We start from the raw sequence: 19,122 nt of genomic DNA, 5'->3' as shown, positions 1-19,122 counted from the left end.
ACCGGCCCACCCTTGCGCCGATTGTTTCGCGCAGGGAGCGCAGAGGGAAGGGAGACGCGGAGAAAGGGGCCACCCGACCCCGCCCCACGCGGCCCCCCGAGTCCCCACGCGAGCCCCCGCGCAGGCGGGGGCCTCAGGCGGCAAGGGCGCTGTGCGGCGCGCGGGAGGCAGCGGAATGACGCCCGTCATTGCGAGCGGAGCGAAGCAATCCAGAGCGGTTCGCGCAGAGGCCCTGGATTGCCGCGTCGCCTTCGGCTCCTCGCAATGACGGGCTTGGCGAGGGGGGTGGATGAGTCTCAATTGTCCCCCGGAACCACCCGCTCCCCCATTCGCTGACCTCTTGCACAAAACGCAAGCGAAGGAGCATCCCATGACCCCTGCACCCCGCCACCTCGCCACCGCCGCCATGGGCCTTGCCGCCGCGCTGGCGCTTTCGGCCTGTTCGACCACCGCCTCCGATCCCGGCAACGGAATGCCCCTCGCGGCCGAGCTCGAGGGCGCGAACGAGGTGCCCCGGGGCGCGGCGGACGGCACCGGCGGCTTCGAGGCCGCGCTCGCCCAGGATGGCGAGCTCTGCTACGAGCTCTTCGCCACCGGCATCGAACCGGCCACCGCCGCGCACATCCATCGCGGCGGGGCGGGCGAGAACGGTCCGCCCGTCGTCCCCCTCGAAGCCCCGCAGTCCGGCGAAACCGCCGAGGGCTGCACCATGATCGAGGGCACGCTCGCGCAGGAAATCCTGGGCGATCCCGCGGGCTTCTACGTCAACGTCCACAACGAACCCTATCCCGACGGCGCGATCCGCGGGCAGCTCGTGCCGATGATGGCGCCCTGACCGCGCGGGGCGCGGGACGCTGTCCTACACGCGCCGGACGGGCTATGCGCGCGCGGTGCGGGCACGGGCCGGTTTGCGCGCGGCGCCCTGAAGGCGCGCCGATGCCTTCACGCGATGCCGCGGGAAGGGGCTTCGGACGCTCCGGGCGGCACGGGGGCGCGGTTTCGCGCGCCGCCCCGGTGTTCGTCCGCGCTGCGAAAATGCGGACAAGGCTTTGATTTGCAGGGAAAAAGGGCCGGGAAGAAAAGGTGACAGGGTGTAAACTTTGTAACCTTCACGAAAGCCCGGTCCGGGGGGCTATTCGAGCAGTTCGAGTTCCACCGGGGCGTGGCCGCGGCGGATCAGGCCGAGCTCCTCGGCGGCGGCGCGGCTGACGTCGATCACCCGGCCCCGGCTGAACGGCCCGCGGTCGTTGATCCGCACCGTGACGCTCCGCCCGTTCGAAGGATTGGTGACGCGCACCAGGCTGCCGAAGGGCAGGGTGCGGTGCGCGGCGGTGAGCGCGTTCATGTCGAACCGCTCGCCATTGGCGGTGCGCCGCCCGTGGAAACGCCGCCCGTAATAGGAGGCGGTGCCGCTGCCGAGGCTGCGGAAGGCGGGAATCTCGATCGCGGGCTCGATCGCATCGATGTCGACCGCGCTTTCGGGCACGGCGAGGTCGGGGCGCGGCGCCTCGGCGAGAGTCGAGAAGGCGGCGGCGAAGGAGGCGGGCGCGGTGCCGGCGGTGCGCGCGTCGCGCGGCTGGCGGGACGGGGCTGGGGCGGAGGCGAGGGCGGCGCTGTCGGAAGGGGCTTCGCCGGCGGGGCTGGCGTTCTGGCCCGGCGGTGCGGCGCTGGCGGCGAGTTCGCGCCTGTCGTCGGCGACCAGGCGATCCTGCGCCGCAGCGGGACCCGTGCCGAGCGCGGCTGCGGCAAGCACGAGGCCGAGCGCGAGGCACCGGGAGGCGGCGCGGGAGCGGACTGCCGATGTCGGATGGAACTTCCCCATGGCCGGGCGGTTTATCGCGGCGCAATGGACAAAGGCAATCCGGGCGGCTCAGGATGTCGCGCGGCAGGAGCCGTCTGCCGTGTTCCGCGCCGCAAACAAGCCGCAATGCGCCCCGACGGCATCCGGGGCGGCGCGGATTCTCCGGCGGGCTGGGAAGGGGAGGGGTCATGCAAATGGGGCCGGCATTACTGCCGACCCCACTCTCACCGGCGCGTGGTCGCTCTCTTCTGCGGGCGAGAATTCCGGCGGACCGTCGTCCTCGCTCGTTCCAGACAGCGCGCTTGGCGCCCGATGTCTTGGCCCTCGGCGGCCTCGCCCGGAGGCGCGGCCAAGCCCGAGGGCTTCCTCACCGGCGCTCGCGCCGGCATCCGGCCTGGTGGCCTTTCCGTCCGGCCTGCGCCGGTCCCGTGAGGGTCCTTCGCATGGCCGACCGGCTGCCTGCCGGGCCGAGACCGTGATCCCGTGCGGCTGGCAAGGGCGGGCCAGGTCCGGGTCCGAGGACCCTTCGTGCTTCACCTTGCCGGCCGGGATCGCGGCCTTCACGCCGACTTTGCGTCGCGCCATCCTCGGACAAGACGGCTTGCATTCGGCCGAGGCTTCCTGCATTCCATCTCTCAGACAGCGCGCGGACAGTCGCCGACGCGATCTTTGGTCGGGAAAAATTTGGGATTTCAAGGCTTTGACGCCTCGTTCTTCCGCCGTTTCCCGTTCCGAAGACAGCTTGAGATTGCGCCTCCACGTCCATTCGGGCAAGCGGCGCAAGCCCGACTTATCCACTTTTCCCCGGTTTAGCTGTGGAGAGCGGTGGACAACTCAACCGTCCGTCGCATTTCCCGGCGCGCATTCGGCATTCCTGGGCCGACCACGCGGGATTTCGGGCAAGATCGATAAAGCCGCGCCTTTCGGATCTTGCGCGGATCGCGCCCCGCCCTGCGCCGACTCGCCCGTTCAGCGGTCCCGCTGAGCGAGAAGGCGCAGGCGCAGCGCGTTCAGCTTGATGAAGCCTTCCGCGTCCTTCTGGTCATAGGCCCCGGCATCGTCCTCGAAGGTCACGTGCGCCTCTGAATAGAGCGAATGGGGCGACTTGCGCCCGACCACGCTCGCGAGGCCCTTGTAGAGCTTGAGCCGCACCGTGCCGGTGACCTTCTCCTGGGAAAGGTCGATCGCGGCCTGCAGCATCGCGCGCTCCGGGCTGAACCAGAACCCGTTGTAGACGAGCTCGGCGTATTTCGGCATCAGCTCGTCCTTGAGATGCGCGGCGCCGCGATCGAGCGTGATCTGTTCGATCCCCCGATGCGCGCGGGCGTAGATCTCGCCGCCCGGCGTCTCGTACATCCCGCGCGATTTCATGCCGACGAAGCGGTTTTCGACGAGGTCGAGCCGGCCGATGCCGTGCTTGCGGCCGAGGTCGTTCAACGCCGCGAGCAGGGCCGCGGGCGACATCGCCTCGTCGTTGAGCGACATCCCGTCGCCGCGCTCGAAGCCGATTTCGATATATTCGGGGCTGTCTGGCGCGTCCTCCGGGTCGTCGGTGCGCGAATAGACGTAATCGGGCGTCTCCTCCCACGGGTCCTCGAGCACCTTGCCTTCGGACGAGGTGTGGAGGAGGTTCGCATCGGTCGAAAACGGGCTTTCGCCGCGCTTGTCGGTCGGGACCTTGATCTGGTGCGCCTCCGCCCAGGCGATGAGCGCGGTGCGGCTGGTCAGGTCCCATTCGCGCCACGGGGCGATGACCTTGATGTTCGGGTCGAGCGCATAGGCCGACAATTCGAAACGCACCTGGTCGTTGCCCTTGCCGGTCGCGCCGTGGGCGATCGCGTCGGCCCCGGTTTCGCGCGCGATCTCGATCAGGCGCTTGGAAATGAGCGGGCGCGCGATCGAGGTGCCGAGCAGGTAGTCGCCTTCGTAGCGGGCATTGGCGCGCATCATCGGGAAGACGAAATCGCGCACGAATTCCTCGCGCAGGTCCTCGATGAAGATGTGCTCGTCAGGAATGCCCATGGCGCGGGCCTTGTCGCGCGCGGGTTCGATCTCCTCGCCCTGGCCGAGGTCGGCGGTGAAGGTGACGACCTCGAGTCCGCGTTCGACGCTCAGCCACTTGGCGATGACGGAAGTGTCGAGGCCGCCCGAATAGGCGAGGACGACGCGTTTGATGTCGCTCATTCTCATGTCCCGGATGCGTGGCGGGCCGTGGCCCGCGAGAAGATCGAGCGCCCGTATCAGCGGGGGCGGCGATAGGCAATCGCCCCCGGGGTTCGGCGTCTGCCGTCATGATCCGATGCTGCCCGCATCTGGGTCCGCATCCGCTGCGACGATGCCGGTTCATGGACCATGTCCACGCGGGCCCGGCGAAGCGCGCCGCGTGTCAGCCCGCCGGGGCGAGCAGCCGCTTCTCCTCCTGCGCGATCCAGTCGCGGGTCAGGGGGAGGGCGCGGCGGTCGCGGATGTACTGGATCTGGTAATTGCACATGCTGCCGTGTTCGAACACGGTGGCGGCGCCCGCGAGGTAGAAGGTCCACATCCGGAAGAACCGCTCGTCGTGGAGCGCGACGATCGCGTCCCTGTTGGCCATGCAGTTCGCGTACCACTGGCGGATGGTCCTGGCGTAGTGGACCCGCAGCGCCTCGACATCGGCGGCGATCAGGCGGAATTTCTCGGACGCGGCGACGGTTTCGGAGAGGGCGGGGATGTAACCGCCGGGGAAGATGTACTTGCGCGTGAAGGCATCGGTCGCGCCGGGCGATCCCATCCGCCCGATCGTGTGGATCAGCATGACGCCCATCGGATCGAGCATCCGCGCGCAGCATTCGAAGAAGGTGTCGAACTGCGCCTGGCCGACATGCTCGAACATCCCGACCGAAACGATCCGGTCGAAGGTCTGTCCGGAGGCCGCGAAATCGCGGTAGTCGACCAGCTCGATCGTCACCTGCCCCGCGACGCCCGCGTCGGCGATCCGCTTGCGCGCAAGCGCGGCCTGTTCGGACGAAAGGGTGATGCCGGTCACCTCGACATCGTATTTCCGGGCCAGGTAGATCGCCATCCCGCCCCAGCCGCAGCCGATGTCGAGCACCTTCTGCCCGGGCCGGATCGCGAGCTTCGCCGCGATGTGCGCGAGCTTCGCCTCCTGCGCCTGCCCCAGCGTCATTCCCGGCCCGAAATGATCCTCGTTCCAGTAGGCGCAGGAATACTGGAAATGCTCCGGGTCGAGCATCAGGGCGTAGAGCGCGTTGCCGATGTCGTAATGATGCGCGACATTGCGCTGGGCGCGCACCGCGTCGTTGAACCGGTCGAGCGCGACTGCCGCCGTGTTGACGAGCCGCTTGGGCAGGCTCGGGCGCAGCCGGTCGCCGCCGCGCTCCCACCGCCCGTTCATGCGAAGCAGACCGACGAGACCCATGACGTCGCCTTCCTCGATCACGAGCCGCCTGTCCATGAAAGCCTCCGCCGCGCCCAGCCGCGGGTCGAACACGATGTCGCGCGGCACGGCGTCGTCGGTGAAGCGGATCACGATGTCGGGAAAGCCTTCGGCCTGCTCGCCATAGACCCGCGCCTCGCCATCGGCGAAGACCACGCCGAGCCGCCCGCGTTCGACGGCGCGGGTGAGGAAACGGTCGAGAAGCGCCTTGCTCATGCCTGCTCCCTGTTCGCCGGGACGATCCGGCGACGCCTGGCGCGCCAAGATGGACGCGCTTTCGGCCTGGCGCGCCAAGATGGACGCGCTTTCGGCGGTGTCAATATCGCGGCATCAGATCCCCGCATACCACTGGTAATCGGCGATATCCTCCCAGAAACCGCCCTTGCCCTCGCCGATGGCATCGAGGCTGGCGACCGCTTCGATCCCCGTGAGGTATTTCGCGTGCTTGTAGCCCAGCTGCCGCTCGATCCGCATCCTCAAGGGCGCGCCGTTCTTCTCGGGCAGGTTCTCGCCGTTCAGCCGGTGGGCGATGATCGTCTGCGGGTGATAGGCATCGACCATGTCGACGCTCTCGTAATAGCGGCGACCATAGAGCGTATCGGCGCAGCGCAGGACGATGAAATTGGCCTCGGGCAGGACGCGGGCGGCATCGAGGATGGTCGAAAGCTGCGGGCCGGTCCATTCGCCGATCGCGCTCCAGCCCTCGACGCAGTCGTGCCGGGTGATCTGCACCCGCTGCGGAAGGGCGCGCAGCGTTTCGAGCGAGAGGCTGAGCGGCTTGGCGACGAGGCCCGTGACTTCCAGCCGCCAGTTGGGAAAGCCGTTCGCCAGTTCCTCGCGGTATTCGGGCGTGTCGACGGTCAGCGACCCATTGCCGCGGAAGTTCGGCGAGATGTCGGAAGGCTCGAACTCGGGCGCGAGCCGTTCGCGCCCGGCGAGAATCCGGTGGGCTTCGCGGTGCCAGCTTTCGGCGGCATCGAAGATCGAACCGGCGTTCTCGCTCTCGCCCACGCGCGAACAGGCCCCCGCGCCGAGCGCGGCGAGGCCTGCGAGCAGGTGGCGGCGTCCGATCTCAGCCATGGGCTTTCTCCTTGCGGAAACTCGGGATGAGCATTCCCGACAGGGTCCTCACCGGCCCGGCGACGAAGACCATGGCAACATGGACGATGAAAAAGCCGAGCAGGGCGAAGGCGAAGATGAAATGCAGGCTCCGCGCGCTCTGTCGCCCGCCGAAGGCCTCGACCAGCCAGGGTGCGGCGGGCTCGATCCCCGGGCTGATCGCGAGGCCCGTCAGCACCATGCCGGGCAGGAACACGCCGAGCACGAAGGCATATGCGATCCGCTGGAGCGGGTTGTAGTCGGTTTTCTCCGCGCGGCGGCTCGCGCCCGTCAGGTAGCCCCTGATCGTTGCCCATATCGCAAAGGGGCGATAGGCGCGCGGGCCGGCGGCTATGTCGCTGCGGAAATGGCCGTTGAAGAGGATGACGATCCAGTAGGCGAGGAGGCCGAGGGCGAACACCCATGCCGCGGTGTTGTGCCAGTCGCGCGCCTCGGCGAGATCGTAGCGGAACATCGGCAGCGTCGCCCAGCCCGGAAAACGCATCACCTCGAGCCAGGCTTCTTCCGGCGCCCAGCCGGCCTTGCCCCAGTAGAGCCGCCGGTGCGCGTTCGAGATCGTCAGGCCCGACATGAACAGCACCACCACCGCCACCGCGTTGATCCAGTGCCACAACCGGGTCGAGAGCGCGTGCTTCATGCCATGCCCTTCGAAACCTTCTCGCGCGCGAGCCAGATCACGTCGCGGTCCTGGTCGAGCAGGTGCTGCCCGGAATCGACGAAGATCGACGATCCGCTGCGCATCGCGCGGGTGGCGAGGAAGCGCGCGGCGGCGACGATCTCCTCCACGCCGGTCTTGCGGCCGAGCAGGTTCAGGCGGTGCGACACCTCGGTCTCCTCCTCGCGCTGGTCGTGGCTGGCGAGGATCGCGCCCGGCGCGAGGCCGTAGATCCGATCCTCGGTCCGCGCCGCGCCCTTCGCCAGCATCGCGCCCTTCGCCAGCATCGCGATCGTCGCGGCGAGCGCGTGTTTCGACATGGTGTAGCTGAAGAAATCCGGGTTGGGATTGGCGATCTTCATGTCGGTCACCTGGATCACGACGCGCCCCGCGCCGCTGCGCGCGTGGGCGAGGAAGGCCTGCGCCATCCGCGCGGGGGAAAGGGCGTTGACCTGCATCGCACGGTGATACGTTTCGCGGTCGCAATCGGTGACACCGTCATATTCGAACAGCGCGGCCGAATTGACGAGACAGCGCCAGTCGGGGAGCCGCGCGGCCAGGTCTTCGATCATCGCGCGCGCCGCCTCGTCATCGGCGAGGTCGCAGCGCACCGTCTCGGCCGAGGGCAAGGACCGGGCGAGTTCCTCTGCGGCGTCGCCCGAACTGTTGTAATGGATCAAAGCGTGCCAGCCCGCCCTTGCGAAACCGGTGACGAGGGCCGCCCCGATCCGGGTCGCGCCGCCGGTGACGAGGATCGCGGGGCGGGTCATCGCGGTCCTTCCATCTGGTGCGCCCTGAGCAGCATCGGAACGAGCCCTATCAGCGCCCCCGCGCCGCGGCAACTCGCAATGAAAGGGCCGCCGGACGCGTCGCCCGGCGGCCCTCCTTTCGCAGCGGTGCGTCCGTCAGCGGCAGCGCACGTCGCCGCGGTCGATCTCGCGCCCGAGCAGCGCGCCGACGCCCGCGCCGATCACGAGGCCGGTGGTGCCGTCGTCGCGGCGGCAGTGGAAGCGGCCGTCGCGCCCGCGCCAGATCCGGTCGCGCCGACCGAGCCTGCGGCCCTCCCAGCGCCGGTCGTCCCAGCGGCGATCGTTCCAGCGCCGATCGTTCCAGCGGTCCCGGTCACGCCAGCGGCGGCGCTCGCGCCAGTCGTCGTCATCGTCCCAGCGGTCGTCGTCCCAGCGTTCGCCCCAGCCGCGGTCGCGGCGGCCCCAGGAGCGGGCATGGGGTGGCGGATCGCGCTCGAAACCGGCGGGCGCCTCGATCCCGCTGCCGAAGCCGGCAAGGGCAGCGGCCTGCGGGGCGGGGGGCGCGACGTCGAGCGCGGCGGCAGGGGTGGCGGCGGCGGCAGCGGCCAACGATCCGGCGGCGGCGAGCAGTGCAATCGTCTTCATGACCCGATCCTTTCCTGTCCGGTGATGCGGACGAGGTCAATTTTGTTCATGCAAGACGAACGCCAGCTGAACAATCGCGTGTCCGAAGCGGCCTTTCCGCTGGAAATCGCCCTGTCGGCGACGAGACGGTCGCGCCATGGAACGCCCTCGCGCCTCGCGGCTTGGTTGGACGAGGCGACAGCGAAGGAGAACCATGCCACTCAAGCGTTCGATGGGTCTGACCAGCCTGATCCTCTACGGGACGGGCACGATTCTGGGCGCTGGCATCTTCGTCGTCATCGGCGAGGTCATGGGCAGGGCGGGTACATTGGCCCCGCTCGCCTATGCGAGCGCCGGGGTTGTCGCCGCCTTCACCGCCTTGAGCTTTGCCGAGATCGCCGCACGCGTGCCGAGCGCGGGCGGGGCGGTCGACTACATCCGCGAAGGCTTCGGCTCGGACAATTTCGCAGGCGTGATCGGCTGGATCATGATCATCGCCAACATCGTGTCGGGCGCGACCATCACGACCGGTTTCGTGTCCTACCTGAACAGCTTTCTCGACGTACCGCACTGGGCCGCGACGAGCAGCCTCGTCGTGCTGCTGGGTGCAATCTCGATCGCGGGCATGAAGCAGAGCGCGTGGTTCATGTCGGTCACCACGGCCGTCGGCCTTGCAACGCTGCTGGTCGTGCTCTGGCTCCTGCGCGACAGCCTGACCGGCTGGCCGGACAGGCTGGTCGAGGGGGGCGAACTCGGCGACGCCGGGGCGGTCAGCGCGATCATGGCGGGCGCGTTCCTCGCGATCTATTCCTTCATCGGGTTCGGCGACGTCGCCCAGACCGCGGAGGAGGTGAAGGACGTCAAGAAGACGCTCCCGCTCGCCATGTGGCTGGTGCTGCTGATCGTGTTCTTCTTCTACCTCGCCATTGCCGCCGCGCTCGCCGGGCGGAGCGACATCGACGCCCTCGCTTCGGCCGACGCGCCCCTGGTCTATGCCGCGACCGAGGATTCCGGGTTTCCCGCCCTGCCGCTCGCCATCTCGAGCCTGTTCGTGATCGTGAACGGCGCACTTACGCAGGTGATCGCGGCGGCGCGGATGCTGATGGACATGGCCCGGGACGACCTGCTGGCGACGCCCGGGATATTCGGCCGGGTGAACGACACCACGCACACCCCGATCGCCGCGACGGTGGCCTCGCTCGCGGCGATCCTCGTGCTTGCGCTGTTCGTGCCGCTGGGGACGCTGGCAAGCGGGACGAGCCTTGCGATCCTCATCGTCTTTGCCGCGGTCAACGCGGCGCTGTGGCGGATGAAGCGCGAAAGCCAGCCCGAGGACGTGCCGAACATGTGGAAGATCGTGCCCGTCCTCGGGCTGATCACCTGCGCCCTCGCGGTGGTGGGGCAGGTCGTCTTGTGGGTTACCGGGACCGGCGGCTGACGCGTCCCGTCAGACCGGCCCGCGCGGATGGTCGCGCCGCCGCACCGGGACCGGCCCGCGTTCGACGTCGCGCCGTGTGTCCCGGGTGCGGAACCAGCGGCTTTCCTCGACCGGATCGATATAGGCCTCGCCCCGGCGGATCTCGATCTCGCTCACCGGCACGCCGCGCCCGTCGTCGAGCACGAGCGCCGCGACATGCTCGCGCTCGGGATCGACCAGCATCCGCCGGATCGTGCCGAGCCGGGTTCCGTCCGTGCTGTAGAGCCCGTGGCCGCGCAGGTCCTGGTCGCTGTTCTCGAGCCGGTAGTCGTCGAGATCGGCGAGATCGACATAATCGTCGGTGTTCATGGGCGTCTCTCCTTGTCGCCGCGCGTTCATGCGGTTTCGCTGATGGCGATGTCGTCCTCGTCCACGACGAGGACAACCTCCTCGCCCTTCATCGCCGCGATCGTGTCTTCGTCGAGCGCGTCGCCGGGGAGATTCTCGATGTCGTCCGGGTTGCGGATCGTGCCGTCCGAGATGTCGAGCGTCGCGCCGACATTGATGTCGATCGGCTGCTCGCGCGGCTCGTCGATCACGATGGCGAACATCCGGTTGCCCCCGCTTTCGATCCAGAAGCCCCTGTCGGTGAGCGGACCTGCGACCGTGACCGTGTCGTCGAAGCCTTCGCGCCCGTAATAGGCGGAAGGATCGGTGAGGACCGCGCTCAGCGTCATTGCGCCGGTCGTCGTGGGCTCGGTCTCCTCGACCGCGACCGGATCGTTGTTCTCGGGCTCGTTCGCTTCCGCCAGAAGCCACCATGCGATGGCCAGGACGACGAGCAGCACCAGCAGCAGCCAGAGCCAGCCCTTGCCGGACGATTTCTTCTCTACGGGAATTTCCGCCATGTTTCGCGCCTCCTTCCTGGTTGTGCGACCCTCGCGCGGGACTGCGCGAGGGGACCAGGAGAATCGCTTGAAGCGCTGTTTCGGCGGCGAAAACCGCAACCTATGTGGTTCCGGCGGGAACCGGTCCGGACGGGCCGTGCGGCGCGTGCGTCCGGGCGTGCGTCAGGGAACCGCGGCGGCGGCTGCGGCGGCAGCCTCGCGGTCGCGCTCGGCGCGGCTCTTCTTCTCGGCCGCGGTGCGCAGCTGGCCGCAGGCCGCGTCGATGTCGCGCCCGCGCGGGGTGCGGACGGGGGCGCTGATCCCGCCCTCGAACACGATGTCGGAAAAGGCGCGGATGCGTTCGGGGGTCGAGCATTCGTAGCCGGCGCCCGGCCAGGGATTGAAGGGGATCAGATTGACCTTGGCGGGCAAATCGTATGCGCGCAGCAGCCGGACGAGTTCGCGCGCGTCCTCGTCGCTGTCGTTCCTGTCCTTGAGCATTACGTATTCGAAGGTGATGCGCCGCGCGTTCGAGGCGCCGGGATAGTCGGCGCAGGCCTGCAGCAGGTCCTCGATCCCGTATTTGCGGTTGAGCGGCACGATCTCGTCGCGCACCTCCTTGCGGACCGCGTGGAGGCTCACGGCGAGGTTCACGCCGATCTCCTTGCCGCAGCGTTCCATCATCGGGACGACGCCGCTGGTCGACAGCGTGATGCGCCGCTTCGACAGGGCCAGCCCGTCACCATCCATCACCAGGTTCAGCGCATCGCGGACATGGTCGAAATTGTAGAGCGGTTCGCCCATGCCCATCATCACGATATTGGTGAGCAGGCGCCCGTCGGCGGTGTAGTGGCCCCGATCTTCCTCGACCTCGTCGAGCCCCGCCATCGTCCCGCGCGGCCATTCGCCCAGCGCATCGCGCGCGAGCATGACCTGGCCGACGATCTCGCCCGGGGTGAGATTGCGCACCAGCCGCATCGTGCCGGTGTGGCAGAAGGTGCAGTTCAAGGTGCAGCCGACCTGGCTCGACACGCATAGCGTCCCGCGGGTTTCGTCGGGGATGAAGACCATCTCGAAATCGTGGCCGTCGCTGGTCCGCAGCAGCCACTTGCGCGTGCCGTCCGCGCTGTGCTGCGCCTCGACCACTTCGGGCCGTCCGATCACGAACCGTTCGGCGAGCCACGGGCGCATGGTCTTGGCGATGTCGGTCATCGCCTCGAAAGCGGTGACGCCGCGGTGGTAAAGCCAGTGGAACACCTGTTTGGCCCGCAGCTTTGCCGCCTTCGCGTCGAGCCCCGCTTCCTCGAACAATTCGCGGATCCGCGCCTTGGGCAGGCCGATGAGGTCGACGCGCCCGTCCGCGCGCGGCGTGATGTCGCGCGCGACGGGAACCGGGTCGACCTGCCCGGGAATGGTCATGAGGCTCGTGTCTGGCATGATCGCGCGGGCATATAGTCGCTCGGCCCGAACAAAGCAAAGCCCGCACGCGCGAGGCAGGAGGCGCGCGGCGGTTCCCCGAATCGCCGCCCGTGCCCGTCGCCTCGTCGATGAATTTCGAAAGCTGCGTTCCGGCGCACGCAGATCACGGCCCGGCGAGGGTTTCGTGGCCATTCCGCAACACCGTCTTGTTGCGCCATGTTAATGAAACAAAAGGAAAAACCGACCCGTTCCCCGTCCGACACGGCCACGGCGCCGTGCAACGAAAGACGGAGAAAGCAGATGAAAAAACTCACCCTATTCCTCCTTGCAGGATCGGCCTTCGCCGTCTCCTCTCCCGCCATGGCGCAGGAGGAGGACGACTTCACCGGCTTCCGGCTCGAAGCGCTTGCCGGCTTCGATGCGAGCAAGGCGGGCGACACGGTCGATGACGACCTCAACGAAGACAACGACGAGTCGATCGAGGGCCTCGTCTACGGCGTGGGCGCGGGATACGACTATGATTTCGGCGGCATTGTCGTCGGCGTCGAGGCGGAACTGACCGATTCAACGGCCGATACCGGGTTCGACGACGGCAATTTCGAGGACATCGGGCTCGGCCAGGTCGATACGGGGCGCGACATCTATCTCGGCGCGCGCGCCGGGGTCGTCGCCTCGCCCGGGCTGCTCGTCTATGCCAAGGGCGGCTACACCAATGCCCGCTACAACCGCGAGGGCACTTTCGACGGCGAGGATTACGCCGAGAAGATCGACGCCGATGGATATCGCCTGGGGGCGGGGGCGGAGTACCGCTTTGCCACGAACACCTTCGCCAAGCTCGAATATCGCTATTCGAACTACAGCGAGGCCGAACTGGATTTCGAGGACGACACGATCCCCGATGTCGATCTCGGCGGGATCGATCTCGATCGGCACCAGGTAATGGCCGGCGTCGGTCTGCGCTTCTGATCCTTCCGGCAGTAAGCGAGGGGGCCGGACGCGCTGCGTCCGGCCCCTTTTCGTGTCAGCGCAGGTCGGCGCAGCCGACGACCGCGGCGTCCATCGCGGTCGCGACACCGTCGAGGTCGTAGCGGCTGGTGAAGCGGCCGCCCGCGGCACCGCGCGCGGTCACGCTGAGGCTGGTGGCGGAGCGCAGCGCAGCGACGATCGCGGCGTCCATCGCGGCGTCCTTCGCCCAGGCATCGCGCCCGCTCGCGACGAGTTCGAAGCGGCGCGAGCCGATCCGCAGGACGGGCGTGCTGCCCTCGGCGGCGGGGCGGGCGAGGCGCATGTGGAGCTGCGAGCGGACGCGGCGCTCGGGCCAGGTCGCGATGCTGGCGAAGGCGGCCTCCCGGTTGGTCCCGCGCGGCCTTGCGATGGCATAGCAGCGCGGCGGGCCGGCATCGCGGAACGCCGCCCAGTTCGCATAGACGCCAAGGCTTTCCCGCCCGCCCGACTGGGCCGCTAGGGGAAGCGCGAGGAAGGCGAGCGCGGCGAGGCAGAGCGCGGGCCTAGTCATAGGCTATGCCCATCACTTCCCATTCCTTTTCGCCCGTCGGCAGGCGCACGGTCCTGACGTCCCCGACCGCGGCACCGCGCAGCGCGCGGGCGAGGGGAGAGCTCCACCCGATCCGCCCCGCACCCGCGTCCTGTTCGTCGTCGCCGACGATGGTCACGGTCCTGCGCGCGTCGTCCTCGTCGGCGAGCTCGACCCGCGCGCCGAAGAAGACCCGGTTCGGATCGCGCTGCTGCGAGGGATCGACCACCCGCACCGCCTTCATCCGCCGCGCGAGACGGGCGAGTTCGCGGTCGATCTCGCGCATCCGCTTGCGCCCGTAGAGATAGTCGCCGTTTTCCGAACGGTCGCCGTTTCCGGCCGCCCAGCTGACGATTTCGACGATTGCCGGCCGCTCGGTGCCGAGCAGGTGATCGTAGCGCGCCTTGAGCGCGGCATAGCCCGCGGGCGTGATCGGCGGCCCCTGGCGGGAGGACATGGCGAGGCGGCCCTTACCGGAGGAAGCTGTCGATCGTGCGCGGCAGCCCGGCCCTTTCCGGATACATGTGGCTGTAGCTCACCGCATTGCCGAGCACGCGCATGATGTAATAGCGGGTCTCGAAATTGGACGGGATCTTCTCGACCCAGGTCACCCAGTCGATCTCGCCGTTGCGCGGGTCGCCGTTCATCCGCAGCCACTGGTTCACCCGGCCCGGCCCGGCATTATAGGCCCCGATCGCGAGCGGATAGGCACCGCCGTAATAATCCATCATCCGCGCGAAATAGGCATCGCCGAGGCGGATGTTGTAGGCCGGATCGCCGATCAGGTTCGCCGACATGTACTGCACGCCAAGCTTGCCCGCCTGTTCGCGCGCGGTGCCGGGCATGAGCTGCATGACGCCGCGCGCGCCCGCGTGGGAAACGCGGGTGCGGTCGAATTCGCTTTCCTGCCGGCTGATCGCATGGACCATGGTCCAGTCGCCCACGGCCGGGGTCTCGACCACCGGAAAGCCGATCCGCTCGAACCCGGGAAGGCCGTTCTCGCCCGCCTTCATGCCGAGCACGACGGCCATTTCGTCGAGCCCAGTCTCTTGCGCGAGGCTCGCGACCAGCGCCATGTCCTGGGGGCTCGTCGCGCTGTCGCCCAGCGCCTCGAAGAAGCGCCGCTCGGTCCGCCAGTCGCGCCGGTCCGAGGCAATCGCGCGGATCGCGCGGACCAGCGGGCGCTGCTCGAATTCGGCGCGCGTGGCCGGGTCGACCGCTGGCGCGGGAAGCGGCGCGAACGTCGGCATTTCGCGGCCCAATGCGCCGATCGCCAGCTGGCCGTAGTAATATTCAGGGTGTTCGGCCGCCATTTCGAAATAGCGGGCGGCATCCTCCTCCATGCCCGCAGCCCGCGCGGCGCGGCCGGCCCAGTAGAAACCCTTGCTCCGGGTGAGCGGCGAGCGCGCGCCTTCGCCGTAGCGCTGGAACAGCGGCGCAGCCTGCGCCCCGTCGCCGAGGCTCCAAAGGGCGGAGGTCCCGCCCAGCCACATGAGATCGGTGTAGCGATCGCGCAGCAGGAAGGAGCCAGCGGAAATGTCGCGGTTCTCGGTGAAGACGTCGTCGACCTTGCCCGCGATGCGCACGGCATTGCTCGGCCCGCCCGCCTCGGCCAGCGCGAGCATCAGGCCGACCATCGCCGCGCCGTCCTGCGCGGGGCGGGCGAAATCGGGGCGCGAGGCGAGCAATTGCACGGCGTCGGCCGTCCGCCCCGTGCGGCGCAGGTGGTTCGCCAGCGCGAAGACATAGCCCGGATCGCGCATCGCCTCGGCCGGGACGGAAACGCCCGCTTCCTCGGGCAGCGTCCCGCGGAGTAGCGCGAGCCGGGCCATGGCGAGATCGCGGTCCGCCGGGGCAAGGCGGGTCATCTGCCGCGCCGCCGCATCGGCATCGCCCTGCCAGAGCAGCGCATCCATCCGCGCGGCGTGGTCTTCGGGGGTAAGCCGGGCGTGGTAGAGGCTGTGCAGGTAAAGCTCGGCCGGATCGCTCATGACGCCCTGGCGCCAGGCCTCGCGCGCGATGTCGAACGCCTCGGCCCGCTGCGCGCCGGCGAGCGCCAGCGCATAGCGCGCGCGTCCCGCATTGGTGAGCGGGGGTTGGCGGTCGAAATAGCGCAGGATTTCCGCCTGCGCGGGAGCCTCCTTATCGAGCGTGTTCTCCGCGCGCACCCGCAGCGTGTCGGAAAGCGGGAACTCGGGATAGTTCATGACGAAGCCGGCATAGTCCGAAAAGCCGAAGGTCCGGTCCGACAGCAAGGCTTCCCAGCGATCGAGCGCGGCGCCGATCTCGCCCGGCTGGCGGGCGACCATGCTCGCGCGGCTGTCCTCCGCGTCCTGCGGGGCCGCGATCTGGGCGAGCAACGGCCCTGCCAGCGCCGCCGCCGTTCCCGCCGCGAGGAACCCTGCGAGCGCGCGCTTCCGCTTCATCATTCGTGTGACCATGCTGGACATAATGGGGGGCGGCTCCTTATCAGGCCCTGAACGCCGAAGTGGTGGAAGAATTGCGGAGCCGGGAATCCCGGTGATGCACCCCGCTGCTTTCGCTCCGGCTTTTCTTCGAGTGACAGGATATTTGCAATGTTCAGCGGCTCAATTCCCGCTCTCGTGACTCCTTTCCGCGACGGATCGTTCGACGAGGCGACCTTTCGCCGGCTGGTCGACTGGCAGATCGATCAGGGCTCGAGCGCGCTCGTCCCCTGCGGCACCACGGGCGAGGCCTCGACCCTTTCGAACGCGGAACATCACCGCGTGATCGAGGTCTGCGTCGAACAGGCCGCGGGCCGCGTGCCGGTGATTGCGGGTTGCGGGTCGAACGACACGAGGAATGCGCTCCTCCACATGAATTTCTCGAAGAAGGCGGGGGCGGCGGCGGGCCTGTGCGTCGCGCCCTATTACAATCGTCCGAGCCAGGCCGGGCTGATCGCCCATTTCAGCTTCCTCGCCGAGAACAGCGACCTGCCGATCGTGCTCTACAACGTGCCGGGGCGGACCGTCACCGACATCGAGGACGAGACGGTGATCGAGCTGGTCAGGCGTTATCCCGACCGGATCGTCGCAATCAAGGACGCGAGCGGCGACCTCTCGCGTGTTGCCGACCACCGCATGGGGATCGGGCGCGACTTCTGCCAATTGTCGGGCAATGACGAATTGTGGCTGCCGCACAGCGCGGCCGGCGGCAGCGGCGCGATCTCGGTCACCGCCAATGTCGCGCCGAAACTGTGCGCCGAGTTCCACGATGCGATCGCGGCGAACGAGCTGGCGAAGGCACGCGAGCTCAACGACCGGCTCTTTCCGCTCCATTACGCGATGTTCTCCGATGCCAGCCCTGCGCCGGTCAAATATGCGCTCAGCCGCGTGATGGAGGATGTCACCGACGAGGTTCGCCTGCCGCTCGTCCCGGCGAGCGAAGCCTCGCGCAGGGCCGTCGACGAAGCGCTCGAATTCGCCGGGCTGATCTAGCCGCCGGCAAGCGGCGGGTTGTGCTTCTCGACGAAGGCGACCGCCGCTTCGAGCATCGCCCGGCGCGTTTCGGCCCGGGACAGCCAGTGATCCTCGCCATCGAGCGTGACGAATTCGAACGGCTTGCCCGCATCCTTCAGCTTGTCGGCCATCCGCAGCGAATGGGTGTAAGGCACGACCGTGTCGTCGCGCCCATGGATCAGCAGGATCGGCGCATCCGCGCGGTCCGCCAGGCGAAGCGGCGAGACGTCGTTCCACAGGCCCGGATCGCCCAGTTGTTCGCGCAGCGCGATCCGGGTCGTGCGCGCGCGCCCGCTGGCGCGGTAATCCTCCATGTACATGTCGCGAATGTCGCTGACCGGCGCGACCGCGACAGCGCATTTGTAAAGGCCCTGCTGGACCGTCACGCCCGCCAGCGCGGCATAGCCGCCATAGGAGGCGCCCACGATGCAGGCGCGATCCGGATCGACGATCCCCGCCTCGGCGAGCGCTTTGAGCCCGTCCGACTTGTCGGTCTGCATCTTGCGTCCCCATTCGCCGTAGCCGGCCCGGCGGAAGGCGGCGTCGCGGTGGGTGCTGCCGCGGAAATTGGGCTGGAACACGGCATAGCCGCGCGAGGCGAAGGCCTGGGCCCACCAGTCGAATTCGGGATAGTCCGCCGCCCCCGGCCCGCCATGCGGGAGCAGGACCAGCGGCAGGTCCTTCGCCTCTCGGCCCGGAGGCAGGGTGAGAATTCCGTCCATCTCCAGCCCGTCGGCGGCGGTATAGGCGAAGGTCGATATCGCGCCGACCGCGGCCGGCACGATCGCCTGGCGTTCATAGGCGATGGCGTTGGCGCGGTTCGTTTCGAGATCGACCGCATAGACCGTTCCCGAATCCAGGTTGCCGCTGGTGCGCACGATCACGTCGGACAGATCGGCGGTCCAGTCGTACATCGTCGCCTCGAACTGCGCGAAGGCTTCGCGCACCCGCTCGGCCTTGTCCTGCAGCGTCTCGTCGGCGAAGACGTGGCGCTCGCTTTCGCCCTCGCCCTGGGTGTAGCCCATCAGGTGCCCGGTTTCGGGGTTCCAGAACAGCCGCTCGAACCCGGTCTCGGAAAGGAACGGCCGGGGTTCGCCGCCCGCCTGGCCGATCTCCCACCAGAGGGAGCGATCCTGCCCCTGTTCGACATAGATCAGGCTCGATCCGTCGAAGCCGAGGCCGACCAGCGCGACCGCGCCGCGTTCCTGCCGGCCTTCGGCGATCGCGGAGCCGCCGGCATTGCGGATCGTCCACTGGCCGCTCATGGCGCTGATCTCCAGCGTGTAGGCGACCTCGCCGTTCGCATCCACGATCCAGTCCTTGTCGAACCCTTCGCGTGCGGCGGCGCTGATCTTCTCGACCTTGAAATCCTCGAGGCTGACCTTGAAGAGGTGCGGGCGCCCGTGGTCGAATTCATAGCCGATGCGCGACCCCGACGCTCTTCGCGCAAGCTCCATCCCGCCGAAAAAGCCGTAGTAATGCCCGTCGATCCGGCGGATGCCGTAATTGCCGACGATCGAATCGAGATAGCGCGGGATGTCTCCGAAGATCACGTTGCCTTCCAGTCCGTCCACGATCGGCAGCACGCGCGCGATCTCGAATTCGGCCTTGTCGGTGGTGAAGCCCAGCGGCAGGTCCTCGGTCTGGCTGGTGATGATGAGCAGGCGTTCCTCGCCGATCCAGCGGACCCCGCGGATCTTCATGTCATTGACCGCGACGGCGCGGATCGGCGTGGACTGGTCTTGCAGCGCCACCAGCATCCGTTCGCCATTGACCGTGGCGACGAGCGCGATCCGGTCGCCCGAGGGCGAAATCGCGGTGAACTCGACCTCGGGCAGGTTGCCGTATTCGCTCAGCGGCAATGCCGGGACAGCCTGCGCGGGCACAGTGAAAAAGGCGAGGAACAGCGCAAGCGCGCCGATCCATGCGGCGAGACGACGACCCATGAAACCCCCTGTTCGACCCACGGCAAGATTCCGCAGCAGCCTGACTATGCGAGACT

General features: G+C 68.3%; 18 protein-coding genes. 4 read left to right on the top strand and 14 right to left on the bottom strand.

Annotated features, from left to right (window positions below):
• Window positions 1-370: 370 nt before the first annotated feature.
• Window positions 371-835, top strand: a complete 465-nt coding sequence (locus BLU08_RS05105) for a CHRD domain-containing protein (protein ID WP_157674457.1) — start codon at window positions 371-373, stop codon at window positions 833-835.
• Window positions 836-1,132: 297 nt separating this feature from the next.
• Here the strand turns inward: BLU08_RS05105 and BLU08_RS15615 are convergent, their stop codons facing one another.
• From BLU08_RS15615 to BLU08_RS05070, 7 genes are all read right to left on the bottom strand, one after another.
• Complete coding sequence (locus BLU08_RS15615) at window positions 1,133-1,822, bottom strand: septal ring lytic transglycosylase RlpA family protein (protein ID WP_090196234.1); 690 nt, start codon at window positions 1,820-1,822, stop codon at window positions 1,133-1,135.
• Window positions 1,823-2,770: 948 nt separating this feature from the next.
• A complete protein-coding gene (locus BLU08_RS05095) occupies window positions 2,771-3,985 on the bottom strand; it encodes an argininosuccinate synthase (RefSeq protein WP_090196230.1) in 1,215 nt (404 codons plus the stop codon).
• A gap of 202 nt (window positions 3,986-4,187) precedes the next feature.
• A complete protein-coding gene (locus tag BLU08_RS05090) occupies window positions 4,188-5,453 on the bottom strand; it encodes a class I SAM-dependent methyltransferase (protein ID WP_090201037.1) in 1,266 nt (421 codons plus the stop codon).
• Between the two features lie 114 nt (window positions 5,454-5,567).
• The gene (locus BLU08_RS05085; RefSeq protein WP_090196227.1) at window positions 5,568-6,317 is read right to left on the bottom strand and encodes a molybdopterin-dependent oxidoreductase; all 750 of its coding nucleotides are present in this window, start codon (window positions 6,315-6,317) and stop codon (window positions 5,568-5,570) included.
• On the bottom strand, window positions 6,310-6,993 hold the full coding sequence (locus tag BLU08_RS05080) for a cytochrome b/b6 domain-containing protein (protein ID WP_090196224.1): 684 nt from the start codon (window positions 6,991-6,993) through the stop codon (window positions 6,310-6,312). Before BLU08_RS05080 ends, BLU08_RS05085 begins: the two co-directional genes overlap by 8 nt.
• Window positions 6,990-7,781 (bottom strand): SDR family oxidoreductase, encoded by a 792-nt coding sequence (locus tag BLU08_RS05075; protein WP_090196221.1) that lies wholly within the window; start codon window positions 7,779-7,781, stop codon window positions 6,990-6,992. The genes BLU08_RS05080 and BLU08_RS05075 overlap by 4 nt, the downstream gene beginning before the upstream one ends.
• Before the next feature lie 135 nt (window positions 7,782-7,916).
• Window positions 7,917-8,405: a hypothetical protein gene (locus BLU08_RS05070; protein ID WP_090196218.1), complete on the bottom strand. Its 489-nt coding sequence runs from the start codon at window positions 8,403-8,405 to the stop codon at window positions 7,917-7,919.
• A gap of 193 nt (window positions 8,406-8,598) precedes the next feature.
• On the opposite strand from BLU08_RS05070, the gene BLU08_RS05065 reads away from it, so the two are divergent.
• A complete protein-coding gene (locus BLU08_RS05065) occupies window positions 8,599-9,822 on the top strand; it encodes an APC family permease (RefSeq protein WP_090196214.1) in 1,224 nt (407 codons plus the stop codon).
• Window positions 9,823-9,831: 9 nt separating this feature from the next.
• Here BLU08_RS05065 and BLU08_RS15105 read toward each other — a convergent pair whose 3' ends face one another.
• The 3 genes from BLU08_RS15105 to rlmN all read right to left on the bottom strand — a co-directional run bounded on the left by BLU08_RS15105 (window position 9,832) and on the right by rlmN (window position 12,125).
• Window positions 9,832-10,170: a PRC-barrel domain-containing protein gene (locus tag BLU08_RS15105; RefSeq protein ID WP_157674456.1), complete on the bottom strand. Its 339-nt coding sequence runs from the start codon at window positions 10,168-10,170 to the stop codon at window positions 9,832-9,834.
• A 26-nt stretch (window positions 10,171-10,196) separates the two neighbouring features.
• Entirely contained in the window at window positions 10,197-10,709 is a 513-nt protein-coding gene (locus BLU08_RS15100; RefSeq protein WP_157674455.1) for a hypothetical protein, read from the bottom strand.
• 162 nt (window positions 10,710-10,871) lie between these two features.
• The gene (gene rlmN / locus BLU08_RS05055) at window positions 10,872-12,125 is read right to left on the bottom strand and encodes a 23S rRNA (adenine(2503)-C(2))-methyltransferase RlmN (protein ID WP_090196210.1); all 1,254 of its coding nucleotides are present in this window, start codon (window positions 12,123-12,125) and stop codon (window positions 10,872-10,874) included.
• A 282-nt stretch (window positions 12,126-12,407) separates the two neighbouring features.
• Here rlmN and BLU08_RS05050 point away from each other — a divergent pair, with 282 nt between their 5' ends.
• Entirely contained in the window at window positions 12,408-13,073 is a 666-nt protein-coding gene (locus BLU08_RS05050; RefSeq protein WP_090196207.1) for an outer membrane protein, read from the top strand.
• A 55-nt stretch (window positions 13,074-13,128) separates the two neighbouring features.
• Here the strand turns inward: BLU08_RS05050 and BLU08_RS05045 are convergent, their stop codons facing one another.
• Genes BLU08_RS05045 through BLU08_RS05035 form a run of 3 tightly spaced genes read right to left on the bottom strand, consistent with a single transcriptional unit; the run spans window position 13,129 to window position 16,070 of the window.
• Window positions 13,129-13,623, bottom strand: a complete 495-nt coding sequence (locus tag BLU08_RS05045; protein ID WP_090196204.1) for a hypothetical protein — start codon at window positions 13,621-13,623, stop codon at window positions 13,129-13,131.
• A complete protein-coding gene (gene greB / locus BLU08_RS05040; RefSeq protein ID WP_090196200.1) occupies window positions 13,616-14,098 on the bottom strand; it encodes a transcription elongation factor GreB in 483 nt (160 codons plus the stop codon). Before greB ends, BLU08_RS05045 begins: the two co-directional genes overlap by 8 nt.
• Before the next feature lie 13 nt (window positions 14,099-14,111).
• Window positions 14,112-16,070 (bottom strand): lytic transglycosylase domain-containing protein, encoded by a 1,959-nt coding sequence (locus tag BLU08_RS05035; RefSeq protein ID WP_233996095.1) that lies wholly within the window; start codon window positions 16,068-16,070, stop codon window positions 14,112-14,114.
• Between the two features lie 147 nt (window positions 16,071-16,217).
• Between BLU08_RS05035 and dapA the strand changes: the two genes are divergently transcribed.
• Window positions 16,218-17,099, top strand: coding sequence for a 4-hydroxy-tetrahydrodipicolinate synthase (gene dapA, locus BLU08_RS05030; RefSeq protein WP_090196197.1), 882 nt, complete (start codon window positions 16,218-16,220; stop codon window positions 17,097-17,099).
• Here dapA and BLU08_RS05025 read toward each other — a convergent pair.
• The gene (locus BLU08_RS05025; protein ID WP_090196194.1) at window positions 17,096-19,066 is read right to left on the bottom strand and encodes a S9 family peptidase; all 1,971 of its coding nucleotides are present in this window, start codon (window positions 19,064-19,066) and stop codon (window positions 17,096-17,098) included. The genes dapA and BLU08_RS05025 overlap by 4 nt on opposite strands.
• Between the last annotated feature and the right edge of the window lie 56 nt (window positions 19,067-19,122).

It is taken from the genome of Erythrobacter sp. HL-111, from assembly GCF_900105095.1.
Classification (GTDB): Bacteria; Pseudomonadota; Alphaproteobacteria; order Sphingomonadales; family Sphingomonadaceae; genus Erythrobacter.
Note: the sequence above shows the minus strand (reverse complement) of the source record. Positions and strands in the feature narration are given on the sequence as shown.

Coding starts and splice junctions, on each gene's coding strand:
- BLU08_RS05105 (WP_157674457.1), top strand. CDS start 371: ATGACCCCTGCACCCCGCCACCTCGCCACCGCCGCCATGGGCCTTGCC.
- BLU08_RS15615 (WP_090196234.1), bottom strand. CDS start 1,822: ATGGGGAAGTTCCATCCGACATCGGCAGTCCGCTCCCGCGCCGCCTCC.
- BLU08_RS05095 (WP_090196230.1), bottom strand. CDS start 3,985: ATGAGCGACATCAAACGCGTCGTCCTCGCCTATTCGGGCGGCCTCGAC.
- BLU08_RS05090 (WP_090201037.1), bottom strand. CDS start 5,453: ATGAGCAAGGCGCTTCTCGACCGTTTCCTCACCCGCGCCGTCGAACGC.
- BLU08_RS05085 (WP_090196227.1), bottom strand. CDS start 6,317: ATGGCTGAGATCGGACGCCGCCACCTGCTCGCAGGCCTCGCCGCGCTC.
- BLU08_RS05080 (WP_090196224.1), bottom strand. CDS start 6,993: ATGAAGCACGCGCTCTCGACCCGGTTGTGGCACTGGATCAACGCGGTG.
- BLU08_RS05075 (WP_090196221.1), bottom strand. CDS start 7,781: ATGACCCGCCCCGCGATCCTCGTCACCGGCGGCGCGACCCGGATCGGG.
- BLU08_RS05070 (WP_090196218.1), bottom strand. CDS start 8,405: ATGAAGACGATTGCACTGCTCGCCGCCGCCGGATCGTTGGCCGCTGCC.
- BLU08_RS05065 (WP_090196214.1), top strand. CDS start 8,599: ATGCCACTCAAGCGTTCGATGGGTCTGACCAGCCTGATCCTCTACGGG.
- BLU08_RS15105 (WP_157674456.1), bottom strand. CDS start 10,170: ATGAACACCGACGATTATGTCGATCTCGCCGATCTCGACGACTACCGG.
- BLU08_RS15100 (WP_157674455.1), bottom strand. CDS start 10,709: ATGGCGGAAATTCCCGTAGAGAAGAAATCGTCCGGCAAGGGCTGGCTC.
- rlmN (WP_090196210.1), bottom strand. CDS start 12,125: ATGCCAGACACGAGCCTCATGACCATTCCCGGGCAGGTCGACCCGGTT.
- BLU08_RS05050 (WP_090196207.1), top strand. CDS start 12,408: ATGAAAAAACTCACCCTATTCCTCCTTGCAGGATCGGCCTTCGCCGTC.
- BLU08_RS05045 (WP_090196204.1), bottom strand. CDS start 13,623: ATGACTAGGCCCGCGCTCTGCCTCGCCGCGCTCGCCTTCCTCGCGCTT.
- greB (WP_090196200.1), bottom strand. CDS start 14,098: ATGTCCTCCCGCCAGGGGCCGCCGATCACGCCCGCGGGCTATGCCGCG.
- BLU08_RS05035 (WP_233996095.1), bottom strand. CDS start 16,070: ATGATGAAGCGGAAGCGCGCGCTCGCAGGGTTCCTCGCGGCGGGAACG.
- dapA (WP_090196197.1), top strand. CDS start 16,218: ATGTTCAGCGGCTCAATTCCCGCTCTCGTGACTCCTTTCCGCGACGGA.
- BLU08_RS05025 (WP_090196194.1), bottom strand. CDS start 19,066: ATGGGTCGTCGTCTCGCCGCATGGATCGGCGCGCTTGCGCTGTTCCTC.